This is a genomic window from Paenibacillus sp. AD87 (assembly GCF_001659845.1).
GTDB lineage: Bacteria > Bacillota > Bacilli > Paenibacillales > Paenibacillaceae > Paenibacillus > Paenibacillus marchantiae.
The window spans coordinates 607,294-629,833 of the sequence record NZ_LXQN01000007.1 but is presented as its reverse complement, the minus strand read 5'-3'; the positions used below and the strand labels follow the sequence as shown (position 1 = coordinate 629,833).

Genomic DNA, 22,540 nt, shown 5'->3' with positions numbered 1-22,540 from the left:
GTTATACAGATATACTGAACGTTCTATTCCATTTTCACATATGGAGAGGGCTGAATCCTGTGCTCTTTCTCACTTAAATCGTCCCAAAAAATTCGATTATGGTAAAACTTGATAAAAGAACGTACGTTCGGTATAATAGAGATATACTTAATGAGCGAGAGGCAGATATGGACGACAAATTTATTAAGGAACTACGCGAGATTAGTCGGGACGACAGACGAAGATCCGAATTTATGATCCAAGGCATGAAGGAAACACTTCAGGAAAGAAAAGAAGAAAGTATCTTCAAGCGCTGGGTTCGGCGTAAGAAGACAGAGAAGAAAATTTCACAACGATTCAATCAAGATCCCTCTTCGGATCAAAAGTAACCACATAAAAAGGAGGCGTACTACGCCTCCTTTATTATTTATATGAGCAGTTTGCACAAATGCCGTTGGTGAATCATTCGGAAAGAACTGTGTGTGAGTCCTTTGCAATATACCTATGTTCAACTTTGTTTTACGGTAAAATAGCAAACGAGCGCACTGGAAAGCCGGACGCCTTTTCGGCCTTAGGTACGATATTGAAGATCACCGCACCTTTAGCTGGTACCTGATCCAGATTCGTTAACAGCTCTACCTGATATGTATCCTGGGCAAGTACATAATATTCTGCTAGAAGTGCCCCGTTCTTTTGATAGTCTACAGCTGAATCAGTGTCGAAGGTCTCATGGCCGATCGCCTGTATTTTTCTTTCCTCGAATAAAAACATTAGCGCACTGACTGACCATCCGGGTGCATGACTGTGTCCCTCAGCATCTTTGTTGTCGAATGCTTCATGACTGGGCCAGCGTTTGCTCCAATCGGTACGCAGTGCTACAAAGCTGCCAGCTTCAATAACGCCATGCTCTTTTTCAAACTCAAGAATATGATCGACATCCAGCGTGAAATCCGGATTGCTCTCTACAGCCACAGATTGATCAATGACTACCAGCGGTAGCACAAGCTCCTTCAAGCCCAATTCATCCAGATAGCGGGTATCACGCACAAAATGGATCGGTGCATCGAGATGCGTACCATATTGACCGGGAAACCTGAAACTCTGGGCAAAGAAACCTTGATCGTGATTAAACAACGTATCGAATTGTGCCGCATCAAAAGCTGAGAAATGTGGAGATTCCGGTCCAAACGTATGGGTCAGATCCACCCACTTCTTTTCTTTTAATAATTGAATCGCTTGAATGAGCTCATTGGACATCCGAATCACCTCATACATAGAATGGAATAAATTGTTACTATTATATCTTATTCCACTCCATGCGAACATATCGAAATGTCAGCTATTTGATAGAATTCATTAACTCGAAGAAGTATTTTGTTTCATGAGTCTGATATAGATTGAACCATGAATCTAAAGTCTCCGGTGTAAATACATCGAGCACCTTCAATACATGCATCGCAAATTCCAACGGAGCTATGCCCGATGCAGTAACTAAATTGCCATCCGTTACGGCCGGTACCATTTCATAGTATTTTTCTCCAATGTAATGAGGACAAATCATTTTCAAATATTCCAGATCGTTGCTTGTATGCCTTCTGGAGTCCAGCAATCCCACCCTCGCAAGTCCAACGGTTGCACCACATATTGCCGCAACAACATGACCTTTTTCCAAAGATGTCGAAGCTTTTTTCAATATAGGCTCGTGAATAGATTCCATCCAAGTATTTCCGCCTGGAAGAATCAATACATCCGTACTTTCCAACTTACACTCATCAACTGAAATGCGAGGTAATATTTCCAATCCCCCCATGGTAGTCACCGGACTTTTATCAACGCCAACAGCAACCACCTCTATCGCCGCCAGCCCTTTCTTAAAATACCTTCCCGAGTTTAGTTCAGCAATTAAATAACCTACCTCCCAGTCTGACATCGTATCAAATACATAAAGATATGCTTTTTTTGTATGCATAGTGCACTTCCCTTCTAGTCGATACCCCTAGTATAAAAAAACTTTACTGACATCTTCCGTCAGTAAAGTTTTTAAATTTGAAATATTCAGCGTTTATTCTCACCTATTCTACTCGAATGACCAGTTTCCCGCGTGTATGATGGGTTTCGCTTTTTTCGTGCGCTTCACGCAGTCCTTGTTCACTCAAGGGGTATGTCTCATCAATGATAGGTCTCAGCTTGCCCTCAGCAGCGAGCTCAGCCAACTGATCGAGTTGATCCCCTTTGGGTTCCATCATGAACACATTGGCCGTTACACCTGCTTCCTTAGCCAGCGTTTCATCCGGCTGTTCCACAAGCGATACCAGATGTCCACCGGCCTTCAATACCTTGAAGCTATTACGCTGAATGTCGCCACCCATTGTATCCAGCACGACATCATACCCGGAGAGAATCTCCGAGAAGTCTTCTTTTTTATAATTGATAAAATGGTCCACTCCCAGCGAACGAAGCAGTTCCTCATTCGATTCACTTGCCGTGGAAGCCACTTCAGCGCCAAGATATTTGGCAATTTGAATGGCATAGGTTCCTACACCACCTGCTCCCGCGTGAATGAGAACCTTCTGCCCTTTGGTAAGCCGTCCATGGTCAACAAGTGCCTGCCAGGCCGTCATAGCGGCTAGCGGTATGGCAGCTGCTTCCTCAAAGCTCAGATTTTCTGGAATACGGGCAATGATGTCCGCATCCACAGCCACATATTCTGCATAGGTCCCGAAATGACGAGGACGGGCAAATACGCGATCTCCCGCTCTGAACCTAGTGACATTAGAACCCGCTTCAGTTACCGTACCGGCCACATCTCCGCCCAATATAAGTGGGAAAGAATCCGCTGCCTCTTTCATATGGCCTTGTCTGACTTTAAAATCCACCGGGTTTACAGAAGTAGCATGAATGCGGATTAGCACCTGGTTCACTCCACATGCTGGCTTCGGCATTTCCTTTTCCTTCAATTGTTCCGCTCCACCGAACTTTTCAATCACAATTGCTTTCATTAGAGATCCCAGCCTTTCCATAGCATTATCGTTATGCTCTCCTTCTTCATTACCCTTCTGGGACGTTCACTTGACCTATTCATGAATTCGCAGCAGGTTTGGGTTCACAATCCCGATCAGGAACCGTGATATAATGAAGAACTGTTGAACTTAAATAACTGAACAAGCGAGGTAGAGATGTGGAAATTGAAGTAAGTACATTACATGCATTTTCGGATAAGCCTCTGGGCGGAAATCCCGCAGGAGTTGTTTTACAAGCAGAACATTTATCAGACACTCAGATGCAGGAGATTGCCAGACAAGTTGGATTCTCAGAGACCGCGTTTGTTATGCCATCGGACCAGGCTGATTTCAAAGTGCGTTACTTCACCCCTAGTGATGAAGTTGATCTATGCGGACATGCAACAATTGCCTTATTTTATTTAATGAAAGCACAACATATCGTTGATGTAGGTGTATACACGCTGGAGACGTTAGCCGGAATACTTGAAGTAGTTGTCCATAACAATGATGAAGTCTATCTGTCTCAGACGCTTCCGGAGTTTGGAGAGATCGTTGACCGACAAGACATTGCAGATTCTCTGGGTATTTCTACACATGATCTACACTCCACATTACCTGTACAGATCGTGTCTACCGGATTGCGCGATATCTTGATTGCGGTTAACCATGTTGATGTTCTGTCAAAAATCATTCCTGATTTTCAGCTTATCGCTGAAATTAGCAAAGCTAACCATGTCGTAGGTTATCACGTGTTTGCACTCGAACCAGATAAAGAGAGTACTCTGGCAGAATGCCGGAATTTTGCTCCCCTTTACGATATCCCGGAAGAGAGCGCAACTGGTACATCTAACGGTGCTTTACTCTGTTATTTACATAAAAACAACCAAATTTCAGATCCCCACGATACAACCTATACGATTAGACAAGGATACACTATGAACCGCCCCTCGGAGATTCGTGCCAGATTAACGCTGGGCATTTCCAATGAAATTACAAAGATTGAAGTGGGCGGGGTCGCGGTTCATATAGAGAACATTCGAATCCAACTTTCATAAATGTTGAGCTTCAATCTTATGTAAAAATCGTAACACGGCTTCTTCCAATTGATTCAGCCCTGGCTGTTCTATAGGGAAGTGGCCCGCTCCTTCCAACACTACGCATTCCTTTTCCACCTTTAATCGATCAAAAAAAGATTGGCTGAACCGTAATGGTGTCATCGGGTCCAGTTCGGGGTGAGCCAGCAGTACAGGACATTGGTCAAACTGTTCCGGGTCTACCTCCGGCTTCTTATTCAGGAATGTTCTTAATAGTTCCAACGGGACACGTGTCGCTGCCGCCTGTGGATCATTAATAATAAGTCGGGTTAACTCCGAATTATTGGTAATCAGCTGCATACGCGATACTTGCTTCACAGAGATACGTATATGATCCAGTAAAGCCGGAAACCGATCCATCATACGTTTGCCCCATCGGCTCACCAGATGGTTTGGTGCAAGCTGGTCACGCATATCCTCATCACTTGTGTCCACAAATGTCGTTACGATCAAGCCTTGTACGTGCTCACTGCGTGCACTCGTGTGATAAGCCAGCATACCTCCGATGCTGCTTCCCAATGCCACGATCGGCTTGCCGTCTTTCCTAAATTCCCAATCAGCAAGTGAAACAAGCAACTTAATCCATAGTTCATAATTGAGACTTGTCCCAGGCAACGGGTAGCTCAGTCCATACGGTGGAAGATCTGGCGATACTACCTCATAGCCTCGGAGCTGCAACATTCGAGCATAAGGCGCGAGCAACCTGCCATTGCCTCCAGCTCCGTGAATGAACAGAATTTTGATCGGCGAATCGGGCGCGGGCAGACGATCGATGTGCAGATGAACCCCGTTCGATTCCCACCACTCCTCTTCAGGATTCGCATGGTCCCCTAGCCTGAATTGTTCCGGGAAGAAGGCTTGATACTGTTTCCAATAATGATGTGATGAATGATATGAAGGCAGATTATTCATATTGTACTTTCTCCTCTTGTCATAGATCAGTCTCATTCAGATTGAATGAGACTGATCCTATATAGCCAAAAAAGGCCGTGCATTGCACGACCTTACATTAAGCCTACTTCCATAAGTATACTTCTTTGTATAACAGCGTTCATACATCTGTCAATAAAGGGATGGTACATTCCCCGATACAATAACGCCACACCAAGGAGAGATATACTCCAAGCAGTGTGGCGTGTACGGTTAAACAATGGATTAGATTCAATGCGTGTTTGCATCTGTGTATTAACCTACGCTGTAAAGACGTGGCAAACAGATGCACAATTCATCCCGTCTCTTTCCCCCTCATTCTTTTCCTCAAGCGAGCGTATTGACTGTAGATCCAAGGTGATTCTTTCGTCAGAATCGGGCCAAGCACTGCCAGAATCAACACATATAACACGGCAAAAGACTGAATGGATGCCATCAGGCCTCCTGCCTTGCCGATGTTCGCCATAATGATAGAGAACTCTCCACGGGATACGAGCGTGAATCCCACATTGAGAGAAGCCTTGGGAGTCATCCCAGAGAGTCTGCCAGCGATCATGCCCGCACCATAGTTGCTGGCAATGGTCAGAATAACGGCAATCACGGTCATTCCAACGGCCCCGCCAAGGGTCGAGGGTTCAATAGTCAGGCCAAAGCTGAAAAAGAAGATGGCCCCAAAGAAATCTTTGAACGGCATAATCTGATGCTCAATTCGGCTGGCATGTCTGGATTCCCCCAGAACCAGCCCCATCATCAGAGCTCCAATCGCCTCGGCTACATGCAACGTTTCCGAGAAACCAGCCACCAAAAAGAGCAGCGTCATAACCGTAAGCAGAAATAACTCCGATGACTTGATGTTGAGTGCCTTATCAATATACTTGATGCATTTCCTGCCTATGATCAGAAATAGCACAATAAAGAGCAGCGCAGACAGGGATACGAGCAAGACGCTGAGGAATGAGGTAGCCCCACTAAGTACAAGCCCCGTCAGAATCGAGATATGGATGGCGATGAACAGATCATCAAACATGATCATGCCCATAATAATCTCCGTCTCCGGATTCGCCGTGCGCTTCAGATCCACGAGTACTTTAGCCACAATAGCTGTGGAAGAACTCGTCATAATACCACAGACAACTAACGTTTCTTTGAGTGGCAGTTCCATGAACCATCCCAGCAGCAGACCGGAAGCAAAATTTAGTCCAACGTAGAACATTCCTCCGGTCAGAATGGCTTTGCCCGACTTCATCAGGCGGGAGACCGAAAATTCCAATCCCAGATAAAAGAGCAAAAACAGAATACCCAGCCTGCCCATAAATTCAATAAATTCCGAGCTTTCGATAAAACGCAAATCCACAATGCCGATCTGTGGTGCATGCGGTCCAACAGCCATACCAATCAGAATATAGAAAGGAATGACCGAAAATCGTAATTTTGCAGATATTAGCCCCGTAAGTGTAATCAGCGCAACGGCAATTCCCACTTCGAATATGAGCATATCCATAGGCTAGAGCCGTCCATTGGATAACAACTGTTTTAACAGTTTGATCTGATCCCGTTCACCAGCGACAACAACCGTTGCCCCCGCGGTAAAGGTATAGTCAGGACCTGGATTAAACTGTTTCATCCTGTTCTTCTCCACCACAGCAAGAATAACTGCTCCTGTTGCCTGGCGAATATTCAGTTCTCCGATCGTTCTTCCTATGCTCTCTGAATGCGGCTCAATACGAAGCCATTCAATCAACAGTCCCTCGAGCATAACTTCACGCTCATCCTGAAAGGTTGGTTTATACGTCATTCCACCGACAATAGCCGCAACCGCACGTGCCTCATCATCATCCAGTGTGACCAGTGACACCATATCTCCCAGTTCTTCAGGCGAATCTCCTGAATCCATGTGAAACAGGTCACGTCGCTCATCATTATGGATAACGATGACCAGATGCTCACCGCTGCGTGTGTGCAACCAATATTTGCGTCCAATTCCCGGCAAATCCGTCTCTTTAAAGTGCATGATCTGCACCCCCAGTGGACATCCGATTCAAGGAATCATTGTTTAACGTAATATCCGTAATGCGTACTCGCATGGAGCCAGCCGGTATATTAATCGACCTCACTTCTCCCTTGAGCCCAAGCAATAATTGCCGCCCCACAGGGGAGAGGAAGGAAATATGCCCCGCATCCGGGTCCGCGTCATCCGGCATAACAATGGTGAATGAATCAGATGTATGGAAGTCAACGTAATCAAAACGGATCAAACTACCGATAAGTACCACCGAGTCCAGAGCTTCATCCGAACCAAGGAGCAGCTTCTCCACACGCGTTGTATAGTTCGCAAGCAGCCGTTCCATCTGCGAACGTTCCGGATCACGCACGTCAAAATAGGCGTCGAGAAATGTTCTTTTCTCTTCACCGAATATAATGAGCTGGTTCACCAGCATTTCTCTGCAATTTTGAAAGGAGGTCCTATGGTTCATAATAAATCTCACCTCCTATACAAGCCCTGTTCTCCATGTTGATTCGCATGTTTTTCTTCATCATGTTGTTCTCCTCCTTCATATAGATAAAAAAACCACGGATACCGCGGTCTTACTACCATCTTACCAAAACTAATTTTTTAATCCAGCTATTCCGTTAACTTTGCCTTGTACAACGATAAAAGGGGTGTCCATTCAGCTTCCAAACTTAACCTTTACATCATATGACAGATCCATAGAAGATTTTAATAACGTCATAAAAAACATTTTATGGGTTTTCATCTCGTATTTTTATTTTGTTTCCTGTATATTTAACTACAAACTTTTATGCAATTTATACAAATAGCCATCCCAAGACTTTAACACAATAAAGGAGTGCATTGAAAAAGTGTCGACTATAACTAAGGATTCAACTCAAGTAACTGCCGCAGAGTATGTTCATTCCGTTTACGAATCGGTTATCGCCAGAAATCCACAGGAAAGTGAATTCCATCAGGCTGTCAAAGAGATCCTGGACTCGCTTATTCCTGTCATTGCAGCTCACCCGAAATATCGGGAAAATGGCTTGCTTGAACAGCTTGTTGAGCCAGAACGTGTCATTACGTTCCGCGTGCCTTGGGTAGATGATCAAGGCAAGGTACAAGTAAACCGTGGATTCCGTGTTCAGTTCAACAGCGCAATTGGTCCTTATAAAGGTGGACTTCGTTTCCATCCTTCCGTTTACTCGGGAATCGTTAAATTCCTTGGATTCGAACAAATTTTCAAAAATGCCCTGACTGGCCTGCCAATCGGCGGTGGTAAAGGTGGTTCCGACTTCGATCCAAAAGGAAAATCAGATCTGGAAGTCATGCGTTTCACTCAAAGCTTCATGACTGAGCTGTACAAATATATCGGTTCCGATGCGGACGTACCTGCCGGGGACATCGGTGTAGGTGCACGGGAAATCGGTTATATGTTCGGACAGTACAAACGCATCAGCGGTGGACACGAAGCTGGCGTTCTTACAGGTAAAGGGCTCCTATACGGAGGAAGTCTTGCACGTAAGGAAGCTACCGGATTCGGATGCGTGTACTTTGTGAAGGAAATGTTGGCATCTAAAGGACTGAGCTTCAAGGACAGCACCGTGGTTGTCTCCGGTTCGGGTAATGTATCCATCTATGCCATTCAGAAGGCTCAAGAGCTTGGAGCTAATGTTGTCGCGTGTAGTGACTCTGGTGGTTATATCTATGACGCTCAAGGAATCAATCTGGATACCGTAAAAAGATTAAAAGAGGTTGATCGTCTACGGATCAGCGAATATGTCAAAGAGCATCCACATGCCGTGTATACCGAAGGCTGTGAAGGCATCTGGTCTATCCCTTGTGATATCGCGCTGCCTTGTGCAACGCAAAACGAAATCGACGAACAGGCTGCTGCATTGCTTGTGCAAGGCGGAGTTAAAGCGATCGGTGAAGGAGCGAACATGCCTTCCACTCTGGCTGCGATTGACGTTTTCCACAAAGAAGGCGTTCTGTTTGGACCAGCCAAAGCCGCTAATGCTGGCGGAGTTGCCGTGTCCGCACTTGAAATGTCGCAGAACAGCATGCGGTTGTCCTGGTCATTTGAAGAAGTGGACGCCAAGCTGCATGACATTATGTCGAACATCTACACTAGCTGTGTTCAGGCAGCGGATGAGTACGGCTGTGCAGGTAACCTGCTTGCCGGAGCGAACATCGCTGGCTTCCTGAAAGTGGCAGACGCCATGCTTGCGCAAGGTATCGTCTAATTGTGTTACTGTTGCTAACTAACTAAATAAATAAACCGCCTTCCATCACGGGAGGCGGTTATTTTACATTCCTACCTGTCATTTATGGAGTTTAATCCGGTATCAGGATCGGCATGTGATCCATATCGGAATTGATCGAAATCCAGTGTAATGGTAAAGTTGTACTGACCTTAAAATAGCATTTTTTTTAATTAAAGGAAGTGTATAAATGACTAACCCAGCATTCAGTAGCAATCAGGCTACTCTGCATTTAAGCGCAGACTGTGAGCAATGTTTTGGTCTATGCTGTGTCGCCTTGCCGTATGGCAAATCCTCAGACTTTGGTTTTGACAAATCCAGCGGCACCCCCTGTTCCAATCTCCGTACCGATAACCGCTGTGGTATCCATACACAGCTGCGACAGAAAGGGTTCAAGGGTTGCACAGTCTACGATTGTTTCGGAGCTGGTCAGAAACTATCACAAATTACATATGCGGGCAAGGATTGGCGTAATCATCCGGAATCAGCTGCTGAAATGTTCGATTGTTTGCCTGTCATGAAGCAGCTTCATGAGATGATGAGCTATATCAATGAAATGCTACAGCTTCCGGAAACATCATCTATCCATGCCGCTTTGAAGGACGTATATCGGGAAACGGAACGACTGACCGATCTGGAGCCATCTGCCATATTACGTCTCGATATTCCCGCACATCGGGCGGTGGTGAACGAACTGCTTGTACAGGCCAGCGAGATGGTGCGGGCAAAGGTCCCAGCTTCGGATAAGGGTCCCTCCAAATCGAAGACCAAAAAGCGTACCGGAAGAGACTTTCTGGGTGCCAATCTAAAAGGAGCTGACCTTCGGGGAGAGAGCTTTAGAGGGGCATTAATGATAGCGGCTGACCTACGAAACGCAGATATGAGAAAGACAGATCTAATTGGGGCTGACTTGCGGGATGCGAATCTGGGTGGAGCGGATCTGAGAGGCAGCATCTTTCTGACTCAATCCCAGCTCAACTCGGCAAAAGGCAGTGCAGATACCAAGTTGCCGGATCATTTAAACATTCCCTCACACTGGCTGTAGGGAAGACTACCCCAAGATGAAGTATGAATTATGAATGAATATGAATAAACCATGAATATGCACTGATTCGTTTGTACAACAAATAGCTCGTCCCTCTTTTTAGAAGGACGAGCTGTTTGTGTTGTATTACATTTTAGATATGAATTAATCAGGACTTACAACTGCGGTAATGAATTAACGGACTACAGCAAGTCGCGACGAAGGTCCTCAGCCGATTTAGGAGACAGGTGACCGAGTGGGATATCAAATACTGTCTTAGCCCCTTTGTGTCCTTCCAGACTCAAACGTTGTGCGGCTCTTGCATAAGCCACCAGTACACTTGCGGTAAATTCAGGATTGCTGTCGAGCTTCAGACCAAACTCAATAATTTGTTTCTGGCCTGCGCCTGTAACTCCACTACGAATGACAAATCCACCGTGTGGCATGCCTTCATGCTCAGCCTTCAATTGCTCTTCAGTAATAAACGTCACCGTTGTATCGTAATCCGAGAAATAGTTAGGCATAGATACAATCGTTTCACGAATCTCGTCATGATTTGCACCAGCTTCTGCAACTACATAGCATTGACGCAGATGCTTCTCACGTGTGGTCAATTCTGGGGTCTCCCCAGCACGAATGCTGTTGATTACTTCTTCAACAGGTACAGTGTATTGCACACCAGCCTTAACGCCAGGAACACGACGGATGGCATCGGAGTGACCTTGGCTTACTCCTTTACCCCAGAACGTGTACTCTTTACCTTCTGGCAGGATCGATTGAGCAAGCAGTCGGTTCATTGAGAACAAGCCTGGGTCCCAACCTGTGGAAATGACGCTCACGTGGCCACCTTGCTCTGCCGCAGCGTTAACTTCTTTATAGAATTCAGGGATTTTGGCATGTGTATCGAAGCTATCCACCGTATTGAACAATTTTGCAATTGCAGGTGTCTGCTCCGGAAGATCGGTTGCCGAACCTCCACACAGAATCATCACATCGATTTTGCCTATGTATTGCTCAGCAGCAGAGATGTGCTCGAAACGAACCTCCGTACCTTCTGCAACCATCTGCTCCGGGTTACGACGTGTAAATACAGCAACAAGCTCCATATCCGGGTTTTGAGTAATAGCTTTCTCTACACCTTTGCCCAGATTTCCGTAACCTACGATACCAACTTTGACCATGTTCAATCCTCTCCTGTCTTCATCTATAGTTGCCTACTTTATCTAGTATAATGATATAACATAACATGTAAATTGTCAGGTTTCCAGTTTGAAATAAAAATACCTTGCATGCAGAGCAGCAAGGCCTGATATATTCCTTTTATTCTAATCACGTCCAACCGAATGAATAAAAGGTATGGCATCCACGGAAGAAGTAGCAAACAAGACGGAAACGGACAGCACCGTTAGAGACAACAGACAACTTGCCAGGAGTAAGGAAAGGAATCTTGATGCGGTTCTGATCTTTTTCATCCAACCTACCTCCTCATCCTGTTTGCTATATTTTGGCTGGATTATGTTCTTCATAATTCACCGGACCGCTTCACCAACTCCAAAATTTCACTAGCTACAATATCCGGCTGACTGTTATGAATATCGTGTTTGGCGTGTGCCACAGTGACCTGTGTTCCTTGACTGGACCATGAAGCAAAATCGGCTTGATCTGCCTGCCATGCCCGGCTGCCTTCGCTCGGGTTCTCTGAACCGGCCGTCAGAATGGTTAGCGGGAAGGAGAATTCCTTTTTATGCTCCAGGATATGGGCTGCGTTCGTCTTGGAATTGCGCATCTCTCCAATCACGTTGTCATTGTATGCATGCTTGAGTGTGGATATGGTGGCTGCCTTTCTCATTGACTCCGTAACGAGATCCGGGTTAACGACCAAAGATTCCGTTATCCGATCCGAATGCAGCAATGTACGCACAATTCCTGTTTTCACCAGAAGACGGGCTGAATCGAAATACCAGTCCGATTGCTCCATAGCCACAGTGCTGTAATATTCGGGACTTCCTCCATCAATCATGACCATGCCAGCTACCTCATCGGGATACATTTGTGCGAATCGCACGGTCTCCAGCGATCCTAGAGAATGACCTACCATGATATATGGCGGACGTTGGCCGGATACTCGCAGCAATTGATGGATTTCCTCTGTAATGGTATCGATATCACGTGGCCGATCCGTATAATCGCTATACCCGTAACCGAACCGATCATACACCGCAATTTTCACCTGGGATTTCAACTTGTTATATAGCGGGCTGAAATCAACATACGGATTGGGCGTACCCCAGCCTGAAGCCAGGACAACTGTCGCATTTCCTCTTCCCGTTGTATAGAGATGCATGTTACGTCCGCTCACCTCATACATTTTGCCCGGTGCAGTATAAGATTTCATGTCTTGTGTCGACTGATATGCCTCGTACGCGGTTCCTGCCAGCAGCAGAAGCCCTGTTGCCAGCATCAGGCCACCCAGCCCCTTCAAACCTCTCCGTAACCCCTTCTTCATCGTTCTCTACCCCTTACCCGGCTCTTCTTCTATATGTATTCTTCAATCTTACCCAAGTACGGGTGGAAACGGAACGATCCCGGGTCCAGTTCTTTCCCCAACCTAAGTCTAGTTCCACCCCCTACCCGCAGGATGAAAAATACCATTGAGACCTGTACCAAAGGGAAGATAATCATATAGACAACGTAAAATAACCGCAAATTCCCGATAACGGAAACCTGCGGTTTTGATGATATTCATTTTGTAAAAAGCCAAATAAACCCTCTGCAATCTACAATTGCAACGTGAGACCCACCGGGCAATGATCACTGCCCATGACATGGCAATCAATATGCGCCTCTGACACCTTCGGAGCCAGCTGATTGGACACAAGAAAATAATCGATCCGCCATCCAACATTACGCTCTCTTACCTTGGGCATGTACGACCACCAACTGAACACATCCGTGCGATCCGGGTACAGATGACGGAAGCTATCCACATATCCGGCAGCCAGCAGATCGGTCATTTTGCCTCGCTCTTCCAGCGTGAATCCCGAGTTGCCCAGATTCGGCTTCGGATTCTTCAGGTCGATCTCCTGATGGGCTACATTCAGGTCACCACATACGATAACCGGCTTGGTCTGCTCCAATTGCAGCACGTACCCTCTGAACCGATCCTCCCATTCCAAACGGTAAGGAAGTCTGGTCAGATCCCGCTTCGCATTGGGGGTATATACGTTGATTAGATAAAAATGATCAAACTCCAGCGTAATCATTCGGCCTTCCGGTTCACTGTCTTCCTCGATCCCGTACCAGACAGATAGCGGCTTGATCCGGGTAAATACGGCTGTGCCGGAGTATCCTTTTTTGACAGCATAATTCCAGTATTGATATACGTCTTCACCCAGATCCATCTCGATCTGTCCTGCCTGCAGCTTGGTCTCCTGCACACAGAAAATATCGGCTTGACTCTCGTTATAATAATCCATGAATCCTTTGGTAACACATGCCCGCAATCCATTTACATTCCAGGACACCAGCTTCATATCCTCATCCCCTCACATCTCTCCAATATAGCATGGACGAATTCGGAGGGACAAGCTGAGGTGTGACGATATCCAAACAGAATGAGCGCTTACTAAGCCCTATGCTCACTGAAACAACCAGGATAATGCTTCGGGCAGATGCTTGGCAAAAAACAAAAGATCATGCGTCCCGCCCTCTTCCTCCACGTAATTCAGCCGCTCGGCAGGATAGCCCTGGGCCAAAATCATGCGACACGCAGAACGTGTATTTTCCAGCATTTGTGCTTGGGCATTAGCCTTGTACACACCTTCCAAACTCCCAACATACATATACAGCTTCAACCCGCGGCGTTCAGCCCAAGAATAGTCACTCATATAATCGAGGAAACCTTCATACCACATTGAGGCTGATAACGCCCCAACCTTTCCAAAGATATGAGGGAATTCCATCGCCGCAAACAGAGAGATCAGCCCACCGAGCGAACAGCCAAGTATACCTGTATTCTCTGAATCTGCAAGAGTACGGTAAGACGAATCCACATACGGTTTCAGCTGCTCAGTTAGCGCCTTCAGATATATGATTCCCTGACCGCCAAAGGCCGAAAAGGATGCATGCAGCGCTGGTACAGGCCACGGCGTGTAGTCATCGTTGCGATTGTGAGGTTCAATACCAACCAAAATCAATTCAGGCAGTTTTCCGGAGCGAAAAGAATGATCCAGCAGATTGCTACAGGCTTTGGCTACCGCACCTACATCCTGAATATAAACGACCGGGTAATGACGATCTCCCTCTGTGTAAGATGGCGGAAGCAGCAGATGGAGCGTCCAGCCATTAACCGACTCCTGTACCCATTTACTCATGTATGGAACCCTTCCCTCCTGTTTCAAATCTGGCTTGTTACATCCTGTTTTTAAGCAGTAAAAAGATGAAATAAGGAACGCCAATAATGGAGATGACGATGCCCACAGGCAGTTCTGCCGGGGCAAATACCGTTTTGCCGATCAAATCCCCTACAACAACCATCGCCATGCCGACCAACCCGGATATCGGAATAACCCGTTTATGGTGAAGCCCCACCAGTCGCCGTGCAATATGAGGAGCGATTAACCCAACAAATCCGATACTCCCGGAAACGGCAACACAGGCACTGACGAGCCCCACGCTGCCCAGCAACAATATTTTTCTCTCCCGATGAACATCCACGCCGAGTCCCATGCTGCTGGCCTCCTGCAGCTGCATGACATCCAGCACACGGGATTTAGCCCAAAGCAACGGAATCAGCAGGACCAGCCATGGAATCATCGCCGATATGTATCGCCAGTTGGCATTATAAATGCTGCCTGTCAGCCAGACGGTAGCCATCTCAAAATCGGACGGGTTCATCTTAAGGGAAAGATAAAGCGTAATTGCACTAAAACCTGAACCAATGGCGATCCCGACCAGAATGAGCCTCTGGGAATCCAACTGACCGCGCTCCTGTGCAAACCACAAGATGAGAATAACTGCGGTTAATCCACCCACCAAGCCAAACAGCGGCATCGCCATAACGGACAACCATCCTGTACCCGTTATGGACCCGTGAAACAGAAGCATAAAGAGCACCATTGCTGTTCCAGCACCTGCGTTAATACCAAGCATGCCGGGGTCAGCAAGCGGATTGCGCGCAATACCCTGAATTACAGCTCCGGCAATCCCGAGTCCCAGGCCAAGCAGTAATGCAATGACAATACGCGGCAGCCTGAAATCAAAAATAACGAGATCATGCTCATGGACAGGGTCCAGCCGCAATAACGTTTTGACGACATCCATCACCGATATGTCAAACGCACCGTTAGTCAAACTGATATAAACGGCTGCTGCAATGATTATTGAACTTATGAAAATGACGGCCCATAATCTTCCCCGCTGCGGTTCAGGCATGTTTTCCCCCTCCTTTGGTTTTGATCAGATAAAGGAAGAAGGGAACGCCGAATAATGCGGTGACGACTCCAATTGGTGTTTCAAACGGAGAGTTAATGAAACGACTCAAGATGTCACACCAGGCCAAAAAGAATCCGCCCAGCAGAGCGGAGCACGGAATAATCCAGCGGTAATCTACCCCGAAGAGGAATCGGGTAATATGCGGAACCAACAAACCGACAAAAGCGATTTTGCCCGCCAAAGCCACAGATATTCCAGTCAGGATAACCACACTCAGTATCGATAAAGCCTTAACCCATCCGGTACGCTGCCCCAGGCTTGTTGCCACATCATCGCCCATCGACAGAATGGTAATAGACTTGGAAAGAATGATGGCTAACGCCAGTCCCACCACAGCAAATGGAATAATCAGCTTGATCATGCCCGGGTCCATCTGATGCAATCTGGCGTTATACCAGAAACTGATCGTTTGAGACACCTGATAATAGGTAGCCACGGCCTGAGATACACCACCGAGGAATGTACCAATAATCGTGCCCAGAATGGCAAGCCGAACAGGCGACATGCCGCCCGGCAGTAACCAGGCTATGAAAAATACCAGTCCTGCTCCAAGTGCCGATCCCGCCAAAGAGTAAAATATCAGACCAAGAGATGACGTATTCGGCATAAATACCATACATAAGGTGATGACCACTACCGATCCATCGGATACCCCCATAATGGAAGGGGATGCAAGATAGTTTCTTGTCATCCCCTGCATGAGCGCACCTGACACCGCCAGAAAAGCCCCGATTAATAGAGCACCAATAACACGCGGGAGCCGGGATGACACGATGATCTGGTGATCGATGCTGTCTGTATCAAAATGGAAAATGGCTGCCGTTATGGTCGAAACGTCAATGCTCTTGGCTCCGTACATAACGGACGCCAGAATGGTAACTGCAATGAACAGAGGTGCTGCTGCGAACAGCACCACCGGATTCAATCTTCTTTTTTGCATAGGAGTATACACGCCTTGCTCTAATTATTTGGATAACTGCTCAACTGCTGCTTTCAGGAATTCAATACGACTCCAGGCCGGACCACCTTCAGCCAATGGATCAATGACATTAACAAAAGCATGATTTTCCTTCAGCGCAGTTGTCTTCTGGATAATCGGGTTGTTCTGTAGATCTGTCAGGGCATTCGGGGTGTCGGAGTTCTCAGATGTCTCAAATTGTACAAAAACATAATCCGGGTTCATCTCTGCAAATTTCTCCACCGAAAGTGCTTCCTGCGCTTTGGCTGCCTGAATCTCGGTCGGAACCTGGAATCCAAGGTCTCCATACAGAATCGGATTCACAAAGACAGACTCAGGATACACATACATTTGTCCGTTACGAATACGCACTGCCAGCACCTTTTTGTTTTCCAGTTTGTCCCCAAGTTCAGCCTGGGCAGTAGTCAAAGCAGCCTTATACTGTTCAATTTCCTGTTTGGCCTGTTCCTGCTTGCCTGTCAGCTCAGCCAGCAGATTCAGGTTCGACTCCCAATCCGTAGCAATATGAGACACCTGAATAAATGGCGCAATTTTGCTTAACTGCTCGGCCACTTCAGGTTTAAACTTGGTGGAACCCAAGATAATATCCGGTTTCAGGGACAAAATGGTCTCAAAGTTAGGCTCAATCTTCTGCCCAATGGACTCAGCTTGATCCGTGATAGTAGCATACATCTCCGGGAATTCGCCGCCAAAAGTAATAGCCCCTACCGGATGTACATCAAGAACCAGTGCATCCTCCATGGCTTCCATGGAACCGGTAATTACAATACGGTTAACCTCTGTCGGAACCGTGTACTCCTGATCTAAGTATTTAATAGTTCTTGTGCCTTCAGCTGCCTCAGCTGTATCCGTTTCATTGGTCGTCGCCGTGGTTCCAGTCGAAGCCGAATTCTCCGCAGTCCCTGACGCGTCCTCTTTATTGCCGCACGCTCCCAATACAGCGAGCATACATATCATTACCAAACATAACCCCAATTTCTTTTTCATCTCTGGTGATCCCCCTTCAATTTCGATTATTCTAATTGAGAATAATAATCATTATTGAATGATAAACAAGAATGACGGACAGAACCATGGACTCTGTCCTGAATCTCTATGGATTTTTCACCGATAGCGATCCATCAGATCGTCCAGGATGCGTTCGTTGGCGAGGGGCGAGTTCTCAAGCCAGGGATCAGCCGGGATGATGAACAACCGGTTATTCTGAACAGACTTTATATTTTGCCACAAGGAGGTTTTCTGCACATCCTCCCAGAAGGATAACGTCTCACTCTCTTGACATACCATCAGAAATATCCAATCGGTCTGCATTTCATCCAGTTGTTCCAGCGTAATCGGCTCGTTATATATCTCCCCTTCTTCACTGATATGGGCTGGTTTGACTGCCAAATCTCCATATAACACTTCCAACATGGAAGGTGAACAATAACGTGTGAACTGATGTTTTAACAAACGGACAACGACAACCTCCTCGTTGCCGAGCTTTTGTTGCATCATCGTTTTGACCTGTTCCGCCTTATGATCATAAGTTTCCAGCCAACTCTTGGCATCCTGCTGTGCCCCCAGTTGTTCAGCCAGAATCTGCAGCTGTGAACGCCAGTTGTGATCTGAGACCTTGAGGTAATGAACCGGTGCAATAGCTTCAAGCTGTGCTTTCTCCTCAGGTCGCAAGTGGTCGTAACTGATAATCAGATCCGGCTGATGCTCCTGCAGAGCCTGAATTTTGGATTGCCACTCCATGTCAATCCGATAGGCACTCAGATGTACAGGGATGTCCTTGCCATACATTCGATAATAATACGATGTCCATTTCGGATGCAGCGGTGCCGCATAGGGAATCATGTTCAGGGCCAGCAAATGTCCTGTAATCGCAATGTGATAAGCGGCGATTTTACGGCGGCGGCTGTTCATATATACCGAAGGGGATATTCCCATGGCTTTTTTAAATTTGCGACTGAAGTAAAATTCGTCCTGATATCCAACCTGATGAGCAATATCCCGCAGACGCATTTCAGTACCGGCCATCAGTTGTTTTGCCCGGTTAATGCGGAGTGAAGAAATATAATCAGTTGTACTCATTCCATATCTTCGCTTGAACAGGTCCACATAATATTTCGGACTCAGCCCGGCCATGCCTGCCAGATATTCCACGGTTAGATTCTCATTGGAATGCTCATCGATATAATCTTTGGTACGCTGGATCATCATCTGGGAATCTTCCTTAAGCGGAGGTGATGCTTCCGTAAGGCTTGCAAGCAATTGGAGAAACTGCACATGTGCCTGAAAATGTCCCATGGCCCTGCCACTATGCCACAGGTTGTGTATTTCTTCGCACATAAATGAGAGCTGAACGGTTGGTGACACTGCCAGCTCCTTGCCAGATCTGAACATCGGGGTATCTTTAACCACATGCAAGGTGTCAGGATCATCATGCAGCTCTTGATAAAGGTCAAACCGCATGATCGTTACTTCGGCTCCTTCATCTCCGAATGAAGTCAGTCCAAAAGTGGATTCGGGTACACAGGAATATACGCCTTGTGCATGGATATGGATAGACCCCCGATCCAGTGTCAGTAATGCTTCACCACCTGTGACCATGACAAGCACATATGACGAGGTATGCTGCTGGGGAATGTTCCAGTCTGAAGTGGATTTCATTTTCTCCATGTCACGCAATTTTATAGTCAATCTGTCGAGTGGATACGTGGAATCCACTTCTTGATTAGGGTATAAGTTAGGGGAAATCATCTATTTATAGGCCTCCATTTGATAACCATTCTCAATAACTATCATCAGTATATCAAATTTCCAGAGACCCCCGCATCTACTAGTTCTTTCATGATGGTGCTCAACCCGATCAATCTCTGGATGCAAATCGCAGTACTCTGCTGATCAACACAGGCAATACAGAGATGTGACCTTCATCTTCAAAACAGATAAAATCAGCACGGACTCCACTTGCATCGGCATGGTTCAACCATTCGGTAAATGCTCGGGAACGTTCAATCACCCCGCTGGGATGACTCCCCTCCAGTTCTCCTGCTGCAAGTAAAACGTGAATTTCCATACGATTATCCAGCATACGGGAAGCAAACGTCTCTTGCTGCCGGGCGATCCAGGCCGAGTTCCAATGAAGAGACGGACTACCTGCAATGTAATTTCGGTATGTTCCCGGACGATCTAGTAACAACTGCAAAACAAATAATCCTCCCAGCGAGTGTCCCACAACGGACTGTCTGCTCCGGTCAATGGCATAGCATCGTTCAATGTCCGGCTTCAATTGTTCCTCGATAAATTGGGTGAATGCTTCAGCGCCGCCATGCTCCGGCCAAGTTGCTCCGTCCGGTCTCCGGGGTAATTCATCTTCGGGAACCGACATCATAAAATCATAGTGCCTGTCCTGTGGAAAGGGTTCCCGGACTGTATACCCCACGCCAACAATAATTACTGGCGCAACCCCGGTCTTCTCCGGGCGTAAAGATTGTACACGCATGGCCTCAACCATCGTACCAAACACCGCATTGGCATCCAGTAAATAGATCACGGGATATCCGGAAGCTGGCGGGGCGCTCTCCGGCACCCAAACTCTGATCTCGTACTCTCTTTTGGTCTGTTCTGCACGCATGCGGTAAAAGGTGGTTCCCGGCAAAGTTACCTCCGGTTCTGTTCCGTCATGTCTCATCACTTGTTTCAATGAAGTATTCCTCCTGGTTGCTACGGCTTTAGTCTCCGATTATATCCAAGGTCGGTCCGGCCTTCCATGGACGAATCACCCATTTCCATATGGAAAATGCACCGCTTCATTGCACGCATGGCTTTTCCATTTCCATGAAAGAATAAAGCCGGCCCCCTTGACGGGGTAACCGGCTCTGTTTTGTTTTGCTTTGTATTGTATTGTAGGGTTCTGTTTTTCTATAAAACATGTCCGTCGCTTTAATGCTATTTTAGACCTGTTGTAGCAATACCACGAATGATCTGCTTCTGAAAACACAGAAAGAGAATGATCAATGGCAGAACCGAAAGTGTTGCTCCAGTCATAATCTGCACCCAATTGCTGCTGTCCTTAGCCTCGCTGGAGAAGAAAGCCATCCCGACCGGAATCGTAAACATCTCCTCACTCTGTGTAATAATGAGCGGCCAGATGAATGAATTCCAACTGCCCAGGAATGTCAGAATGCAGAGGGTGGCGAACGCTGGCCTTACCAGCGGAACAGCGATCCGAAGGAAAATGCCCCATTCTCCCATGCCATCAATTCGTGCCGCGTCCAGTAATTCCGAAGGAAGAGATTCCATGAATTGCTTCATTAGAAAAATGCCAAACCCGGATATTAAACCTGGAAACAGAATTCCCCAGTACGTATCCATGCCGTTAAAACTGCTGGATACAAGATACCATGGAATAATCAGCATTTCAGTCGGCACCATTAATGTACTCAGAATGAGTACAAAGATAACCTGTTTCCCCCAGAACGTAAATTTGGCCAGAATGTATCCCGTAATGGAATCAAATACGCAGACGCTCACGGTGGCAATGACGGCTACATATAAACTGTTCAACATCCAGCGGGGAAATGGAGTTCCCTGAAAAATAGCCGCATAATTATCCCATGTAACTCTGGAAGGGATGAGGCTTAGAGAGTAGATTTCATCCAGCGTCTTGAACGACGTCGATATCATCCATAGAAACGGAAACACCATCAACCCAAGTCCGAGCGTAAGTAAACCATAACTGATCAGTGACCCGGAACGTTTCCAGCGGAGTGTTGTTCGGGTATCGGCCCATGCGGCAGATCTGCTCATGCTTGTAAAGCACCCTCCTTCCTTTTACTCCTGTTGAAAACGACTGCCAAGCACTTTAAGCTGAATCAGTGTCAGCATGAATATGATGACAAACAGAATAACAGTCGCTGCCGAGGCCAAGCCCATATCAAAACTCTTGAAAGCCAAATTATATATATGAAGCACGACAGATATGGTGGAGTCCAACGGTCCGCCGCCAGTCATATTCAGCACCTGAGTGAAGGATTGCAGAAACCCGATGCTTGCCATGACGACAGATAGAAGCATGACCGGGTTCAACAGAGGGATCGTAATATGCACAAAGCGCTGCCAACCCGTGGCTCCGTCTATCGCAGCCGCTTCATAATACAATTTAGGGATGTTTTGCAGACCCGCCAGGAAAATGAGCATCTGAAATCCGATATTTTGCCATACCATCACCGCAATAATCCAAAAGATGGCCTGTGAGGGCGAATACAGGAATGACTGCGGTCCAAGACCCAACTCTATAAATAGAGCATTTACAATCCCGTTCTTCATCAGCAGCCACCGGAATACCCAACTTACCGCCACTACACTGGTTACATACGGGATAAAGTAGGCCGTCCTGAACAATCCGCGCAGCTTCACCACTTGCTGGAGAAGAAGAGCCACGATTAATCCGGCAATTAACTGTGCAGGCACTCCAACAACGACGTAGATTCCTGTGTTCACCAGCGACTTGAGAAATAGAGGGTCACTTAGCAATGTCGCATAATTATCAAAGCCCACAAAGGGTTTATCCGGTGACAGCATGCCCCATTCGCGAAAGCTTACGTTAAAGGAATACAGAATCGGTAAGATGCGGATGACTACAAAATAGATCAGCGGAATCAACAAACCGCCATAAATGAATAACCGCTGTTTATGTCTGTAATTGAGTCTTCCAATTCCCGATCCGAACCATAAACGCCGTTTCGGCCGCGAAGGGATCACCCCGGTAGTCCTCATAGCTGCGCAGCCT

The 22,540-nt window shown here is 46.7% G+C and carries 24 protein-coding genes; 4 read left to right on the top strand and 20 right to left on the bottom strand.

What is annotated here, in order from left to right:
* Window positions 1–167 precede the first annotated feature (167 nt).
* A complete protein-coding gene (locus gpAD87_RS02890) occupies window positions 168–368 on the top strand; it encodes a hypothetical protein (RefSeq protein ID WP_064636081.1) in 201 nt (66 codons plus the stop codon).
* Between the two features lie 130 nt (window positions 369–498).
* Here gpAD87_RS02890 and gpAD87_RS02885 read toward each other — a convergent pair whose 3' ends face one another.
* The 3 genes from gpAD87_RS02885 to gpAD87_RS02875 all read right to left on the bottom strand — a co-directional run bounded on the left by gpAD87_RS02885 (window position 499) and on the right by gpAD87_RS02875 (window position 2,978).
* Window positions 499–1,236, bottom strand: coding sequence for a cyclase family protein (locus gpAD87_RS02885; protein WP_064636079.1), 738 nt, complete (start codon window positions 1,234–1,236; stop codon window positions 499–501).
* A gap of 82 nt (window positions 1,237–1,318) precedes the next feature.
* Window positions 1,319–1,948: a type 1 glutamine amidotransferase family protein gene (locus gpAD87_RS02880; protein ID WP_064636077.1), complete on the bottom strand. Its 630-nt coding sequence runs from the start codon at window positions 1,946–1,948 to the stop codon at window positions 1,319–1,321.
* Between the two features lie 103 nt (window positions 1,949–2,051).
* Window positions 2,052–2,978 (bottom strand): NADP-dependent oxidoreductase, encoded by a 927-nt coding sequence (locus tag gpAD87_RS02875; protein ID WP_064640725.1) that lies wholly within the window; start codon window positions 2,976–2,978, stop codon window positions 2,052–2,054.
* Window positions 2,979–3,157: 179 nt separating this feature from the next.
* Here gpAD87_RS02875 and gpAD87_RS02870 point away from each other — a divergent pair, with 179 nt between their 5' ends.
* Window positions 3,158–4,036: a PhzF family phenazine biosynthesis protein gene (locus gpAD87_RS02870; RefSeq protein WP_064636075.1), complete on the top strand. Its 879-nt coding sequence runs from the start codon at window positions 3,158–3,160 to the stop codon at window positions 4,034–4,036.
* Here the strand turns inward: gpAD87_RS02870 and gpAD87_RS02865 are convergent.
* From gpAD87_RS02865 to gpAD87_RS02850, 4 genes are all read right to left on the bottom strand, one after another.
* The gene (locus gpAD87_RS02865; protein ID WP_064636073.1) at window positions 4,031–4,987 is read right to left on the bottom strand and encodes an alpha/beta hydrolase; all 957 of its coding nucleotides are present in this window, start codon (window positions 4,985–4,987) and stop codon (window positions 4,031–4,033) included. The genes gpAD87_RS02870 and gpAD87_RS02865 overlap by 6 nt on opposite strands.
* Before the next feature lie 313 nt (window positions 4,988–5,300).
* Window positions 5,301–6,506: a cation:proton antiporter gene (locus gpAD87_RS02860; protein ID WP_064636071.1), complete on the bottom strand. Its 1,206-nt coding sequence runs from the start codon at window positions 6,504–6,506 to the stop codon at window positions 5,301–5,303.
* Between the two features lie 3 nt (window positions 6,507–6,509).
* Window positions 6,510–7,016: a cation:proton antiporter regulatory subunit gene (locus gpAD87_RS02855; protein WP_064636069.1), complete on the bottom strand. Its 507-nt coding sequence runs from the start codon at window positions 7,014–7,016 to the stop codon at window positions 6,510–6,512.
* Complete coding sequence (locus gpAD87_RS02850) at window positions 7,006–7,479, bottom strand: GreA/GreB family elongation factor (protein ID WP_064636067.1); 474 nt, start codon at window positions 7,477–7,479, stop codon at window positions 7,006–7,008. Before gpAD87_RS02850 ends, gpAD87_RS02855 begins: the two co-directional genes overlap by 11 nt.
* Window positions 7,480–7,867: 388 nt before the next feature.
* Between gpAD87_RS02850 and gdhA the strand changes: the two genes are divergently transcribed.
* Both gdhA and gpAD87_RS02840 read left to right on the top strand, forming a co-directional pair.
* Window positions 7,868–9,244, top strand: coding sequence for an NADP-specific glutamate dehydrogenase (gene gdhA / locus gpAD87_RS02845; RefSeq protein ID WP_063565366.1), 1,377 nt, complete (start codon window positions 7,868–7,870; stop codon window positions 9,242–9,244).
* 208 nt (window positions 9,245–9,452) lie between these two features.
* Window positions 9,453–10,307, top strand: coding sequence for a pentapeptide repeat-containing protein (locus gpAD87_RS02840; protein WP_064636065.1), 855 nt, complete (start codon window positions 9,453–9,455; stop codon window positions 10,305–10,307).
* A gap of 182 nt (window positions 10,308–10,489) precedes the next feature.
* Here gpAD87_RS02840 and gpAD87_RS02835 read toward each other — a convergent pair whose 3' ends face one another.
* The 13 genes from gpAD87_RS02835 to gpAD87_RS02785 all read right to left on the bottom strand — a co-directional run bounded on the left by gpAD87_RS02835 (window position 10,490) and on the right by gpAD87_RS02785 (window position 22,527).
* Window positions 10,490–11,467: a diaminopimelate dehydrogenase gene (locus tag gpAD87_RS02835; RefSeq protein WP_442950707.1), complete on the bottom strand. Its 978-nt coding sequence runs from the start codon at window positions 11,465–11,467 to the stop codon at window positions 10,490–10,492.
* Window positions 11,468–11,611: 144 nt separating this feature from the next.
* Window positions 11,612–11,758, bottom strand: a complete 147-nt coding sequence (locus gpAD87_RS31710; protein ID WP_157258407.1) for a hypothetical protein — start codon at window positions 11,756–11,758, stop codon at window positions 11,612–11,614.
* Window positions 11,759–11,808: 50 nt separating this feature from the next.
* Window positions 11,809–12,792 carry an alpha/beta fold hydrolase gene (locus gpAD87_RS02830; protein ID WP_064636061.1) on the bottom strand — a complete coding sequence of 328 codons (984 nt, stop codon included), beginning with the start codon at window positions 12,790–12,792 and terminating at the stop codon, window positions 11,809–11,811.
* Window positions 12,793–12,900: 108 nt separating this feature from the next.
* Window positions 12,901–13,032 (bottom strand): hypothetical protein, encoded by a 132-nt coding sequence (locus gpAD87_RS32770; protein ID WP_269453488.1) that lies wholly within the window; start codon window positions 13,030–13,032, stop codon window positions 12,901–12,903.
* A 31-nt stretch (window positions 13,033–13,063) separates the two neighbouring features.
* Window positions 13,064–13,819: an exodeoxyribonuclease III gene (locus gpAD87_RS02825; RefSeq protein ID WP_064636059.1), complete on the bottom strand. Its 756-nt coding sequence runs from the start codon at window positions 13,817–13,819 to the stop codon at window positions 13,064–13,066.
* A 105-nt stretch (window positions 13,820–13,924) separates the two neighbouring features.
* On the bottom strand, window positions 13,925–14,659 hold the full coding sequence (locus gpAD87_RS02820) for an alpha/beta hydrolase (RefSeq protein ID WP_064636057.1): 735 nt from the start codon (window positions 14,657–14,659) through the stop codon (window positions 13,925–13,927).
* A gap of 37 nt (window positions 14,660–14,696) precedes the next feature.
* On the bottom strand, window positions 14,697–15,719 hold the full coding sequence (locus gpAD87_RS02815) for a FecCD family ABC transporter permease (RefSeq protein ID WP_064636055.1): 1,023 nt from the start codon (window positions 15,717–15,719) through the stop codon (window positions 14,697–14,699).
* Window positions 15,712–16,719 (bottom strand): FecCD family ABC transporter permease, encoded by a 1,008-nt coding sequence (locus gpAD87_RS02810; RefSeq protein ID WP_064636053.1) that lies wholly within the window; start codon window positions 16,717–16,719, stop codon window positions 15,712–15,714. Before gpAD87_RS02810 ends, gpAD87_RS02815 begins: the two co-directional genes overlap by 8 nt.
* Window positions 16,720–16,743: 24 nt before the next feature.
* A complete protein-coding gene (locus tag gpAD87_RS02805; protein ID WP_064636051.1) occupies window positions 16,744–17,745 on the bottom strand; it encodes an ABC transporter substrate-binding protein in 1,002 nt (333 codons plus the stop codon).
* A 117-nt stretch (window positions 17,746–17,862) separates the two neighbouring features.
* On the bottom strand, window positions 17,863–19,446 hold the full coding sequence (locus gpAD87_RS02800; protein ID WP_197521360.1) for an AraC family transcriptional regulator: 1,584 nt from the start codon (window positions 19,444–19,446) through the stop codon (window positions 17,863–17,865).
* 169 nt (window positions 19,447–19,615) lie between these two features.
* On the bottom strand, window positions 19,616–20,440 hold the full coding sequence (locus tag gpAD87_RS02795; RefSeq protein ID WP_064640724.1) for an alpha/beta hydrolase-fold protein: 825 nt from the start codon (window positions 20,438–20,440) through the stop codon (window positions 19,616–19,618).
* A gap of 257 nt (window positions 20,441–20,697) precedes the next feature.
* Window positions 20,698–21,558 (bottom strand): carbohydrate ABC transporter permease, encoded by an 861-nt coding sequence (locus gpAD87_RS02790; RefSeq protein ID WP_064636047.1) that lies wholly within the window; start codon window positions 21,556–21,558, stop codon window positions 20,698–20,700.
* Between the two features lie 24 nt (window positions 21,559–21,582).
* Complete coding sequence (locus tag gpAD87_RS02785; RefSeq protein WP_082934987.1) at window positions 21,583–22,527, bottom strand: carbohydrate ABC transporter permease; 945 nt, start codon at window positions 22,525–22,527, stop codon at window positions 21,583–21,585.
* Window positions 22,528–22,540: the final 13 nt, after the last annotated feature.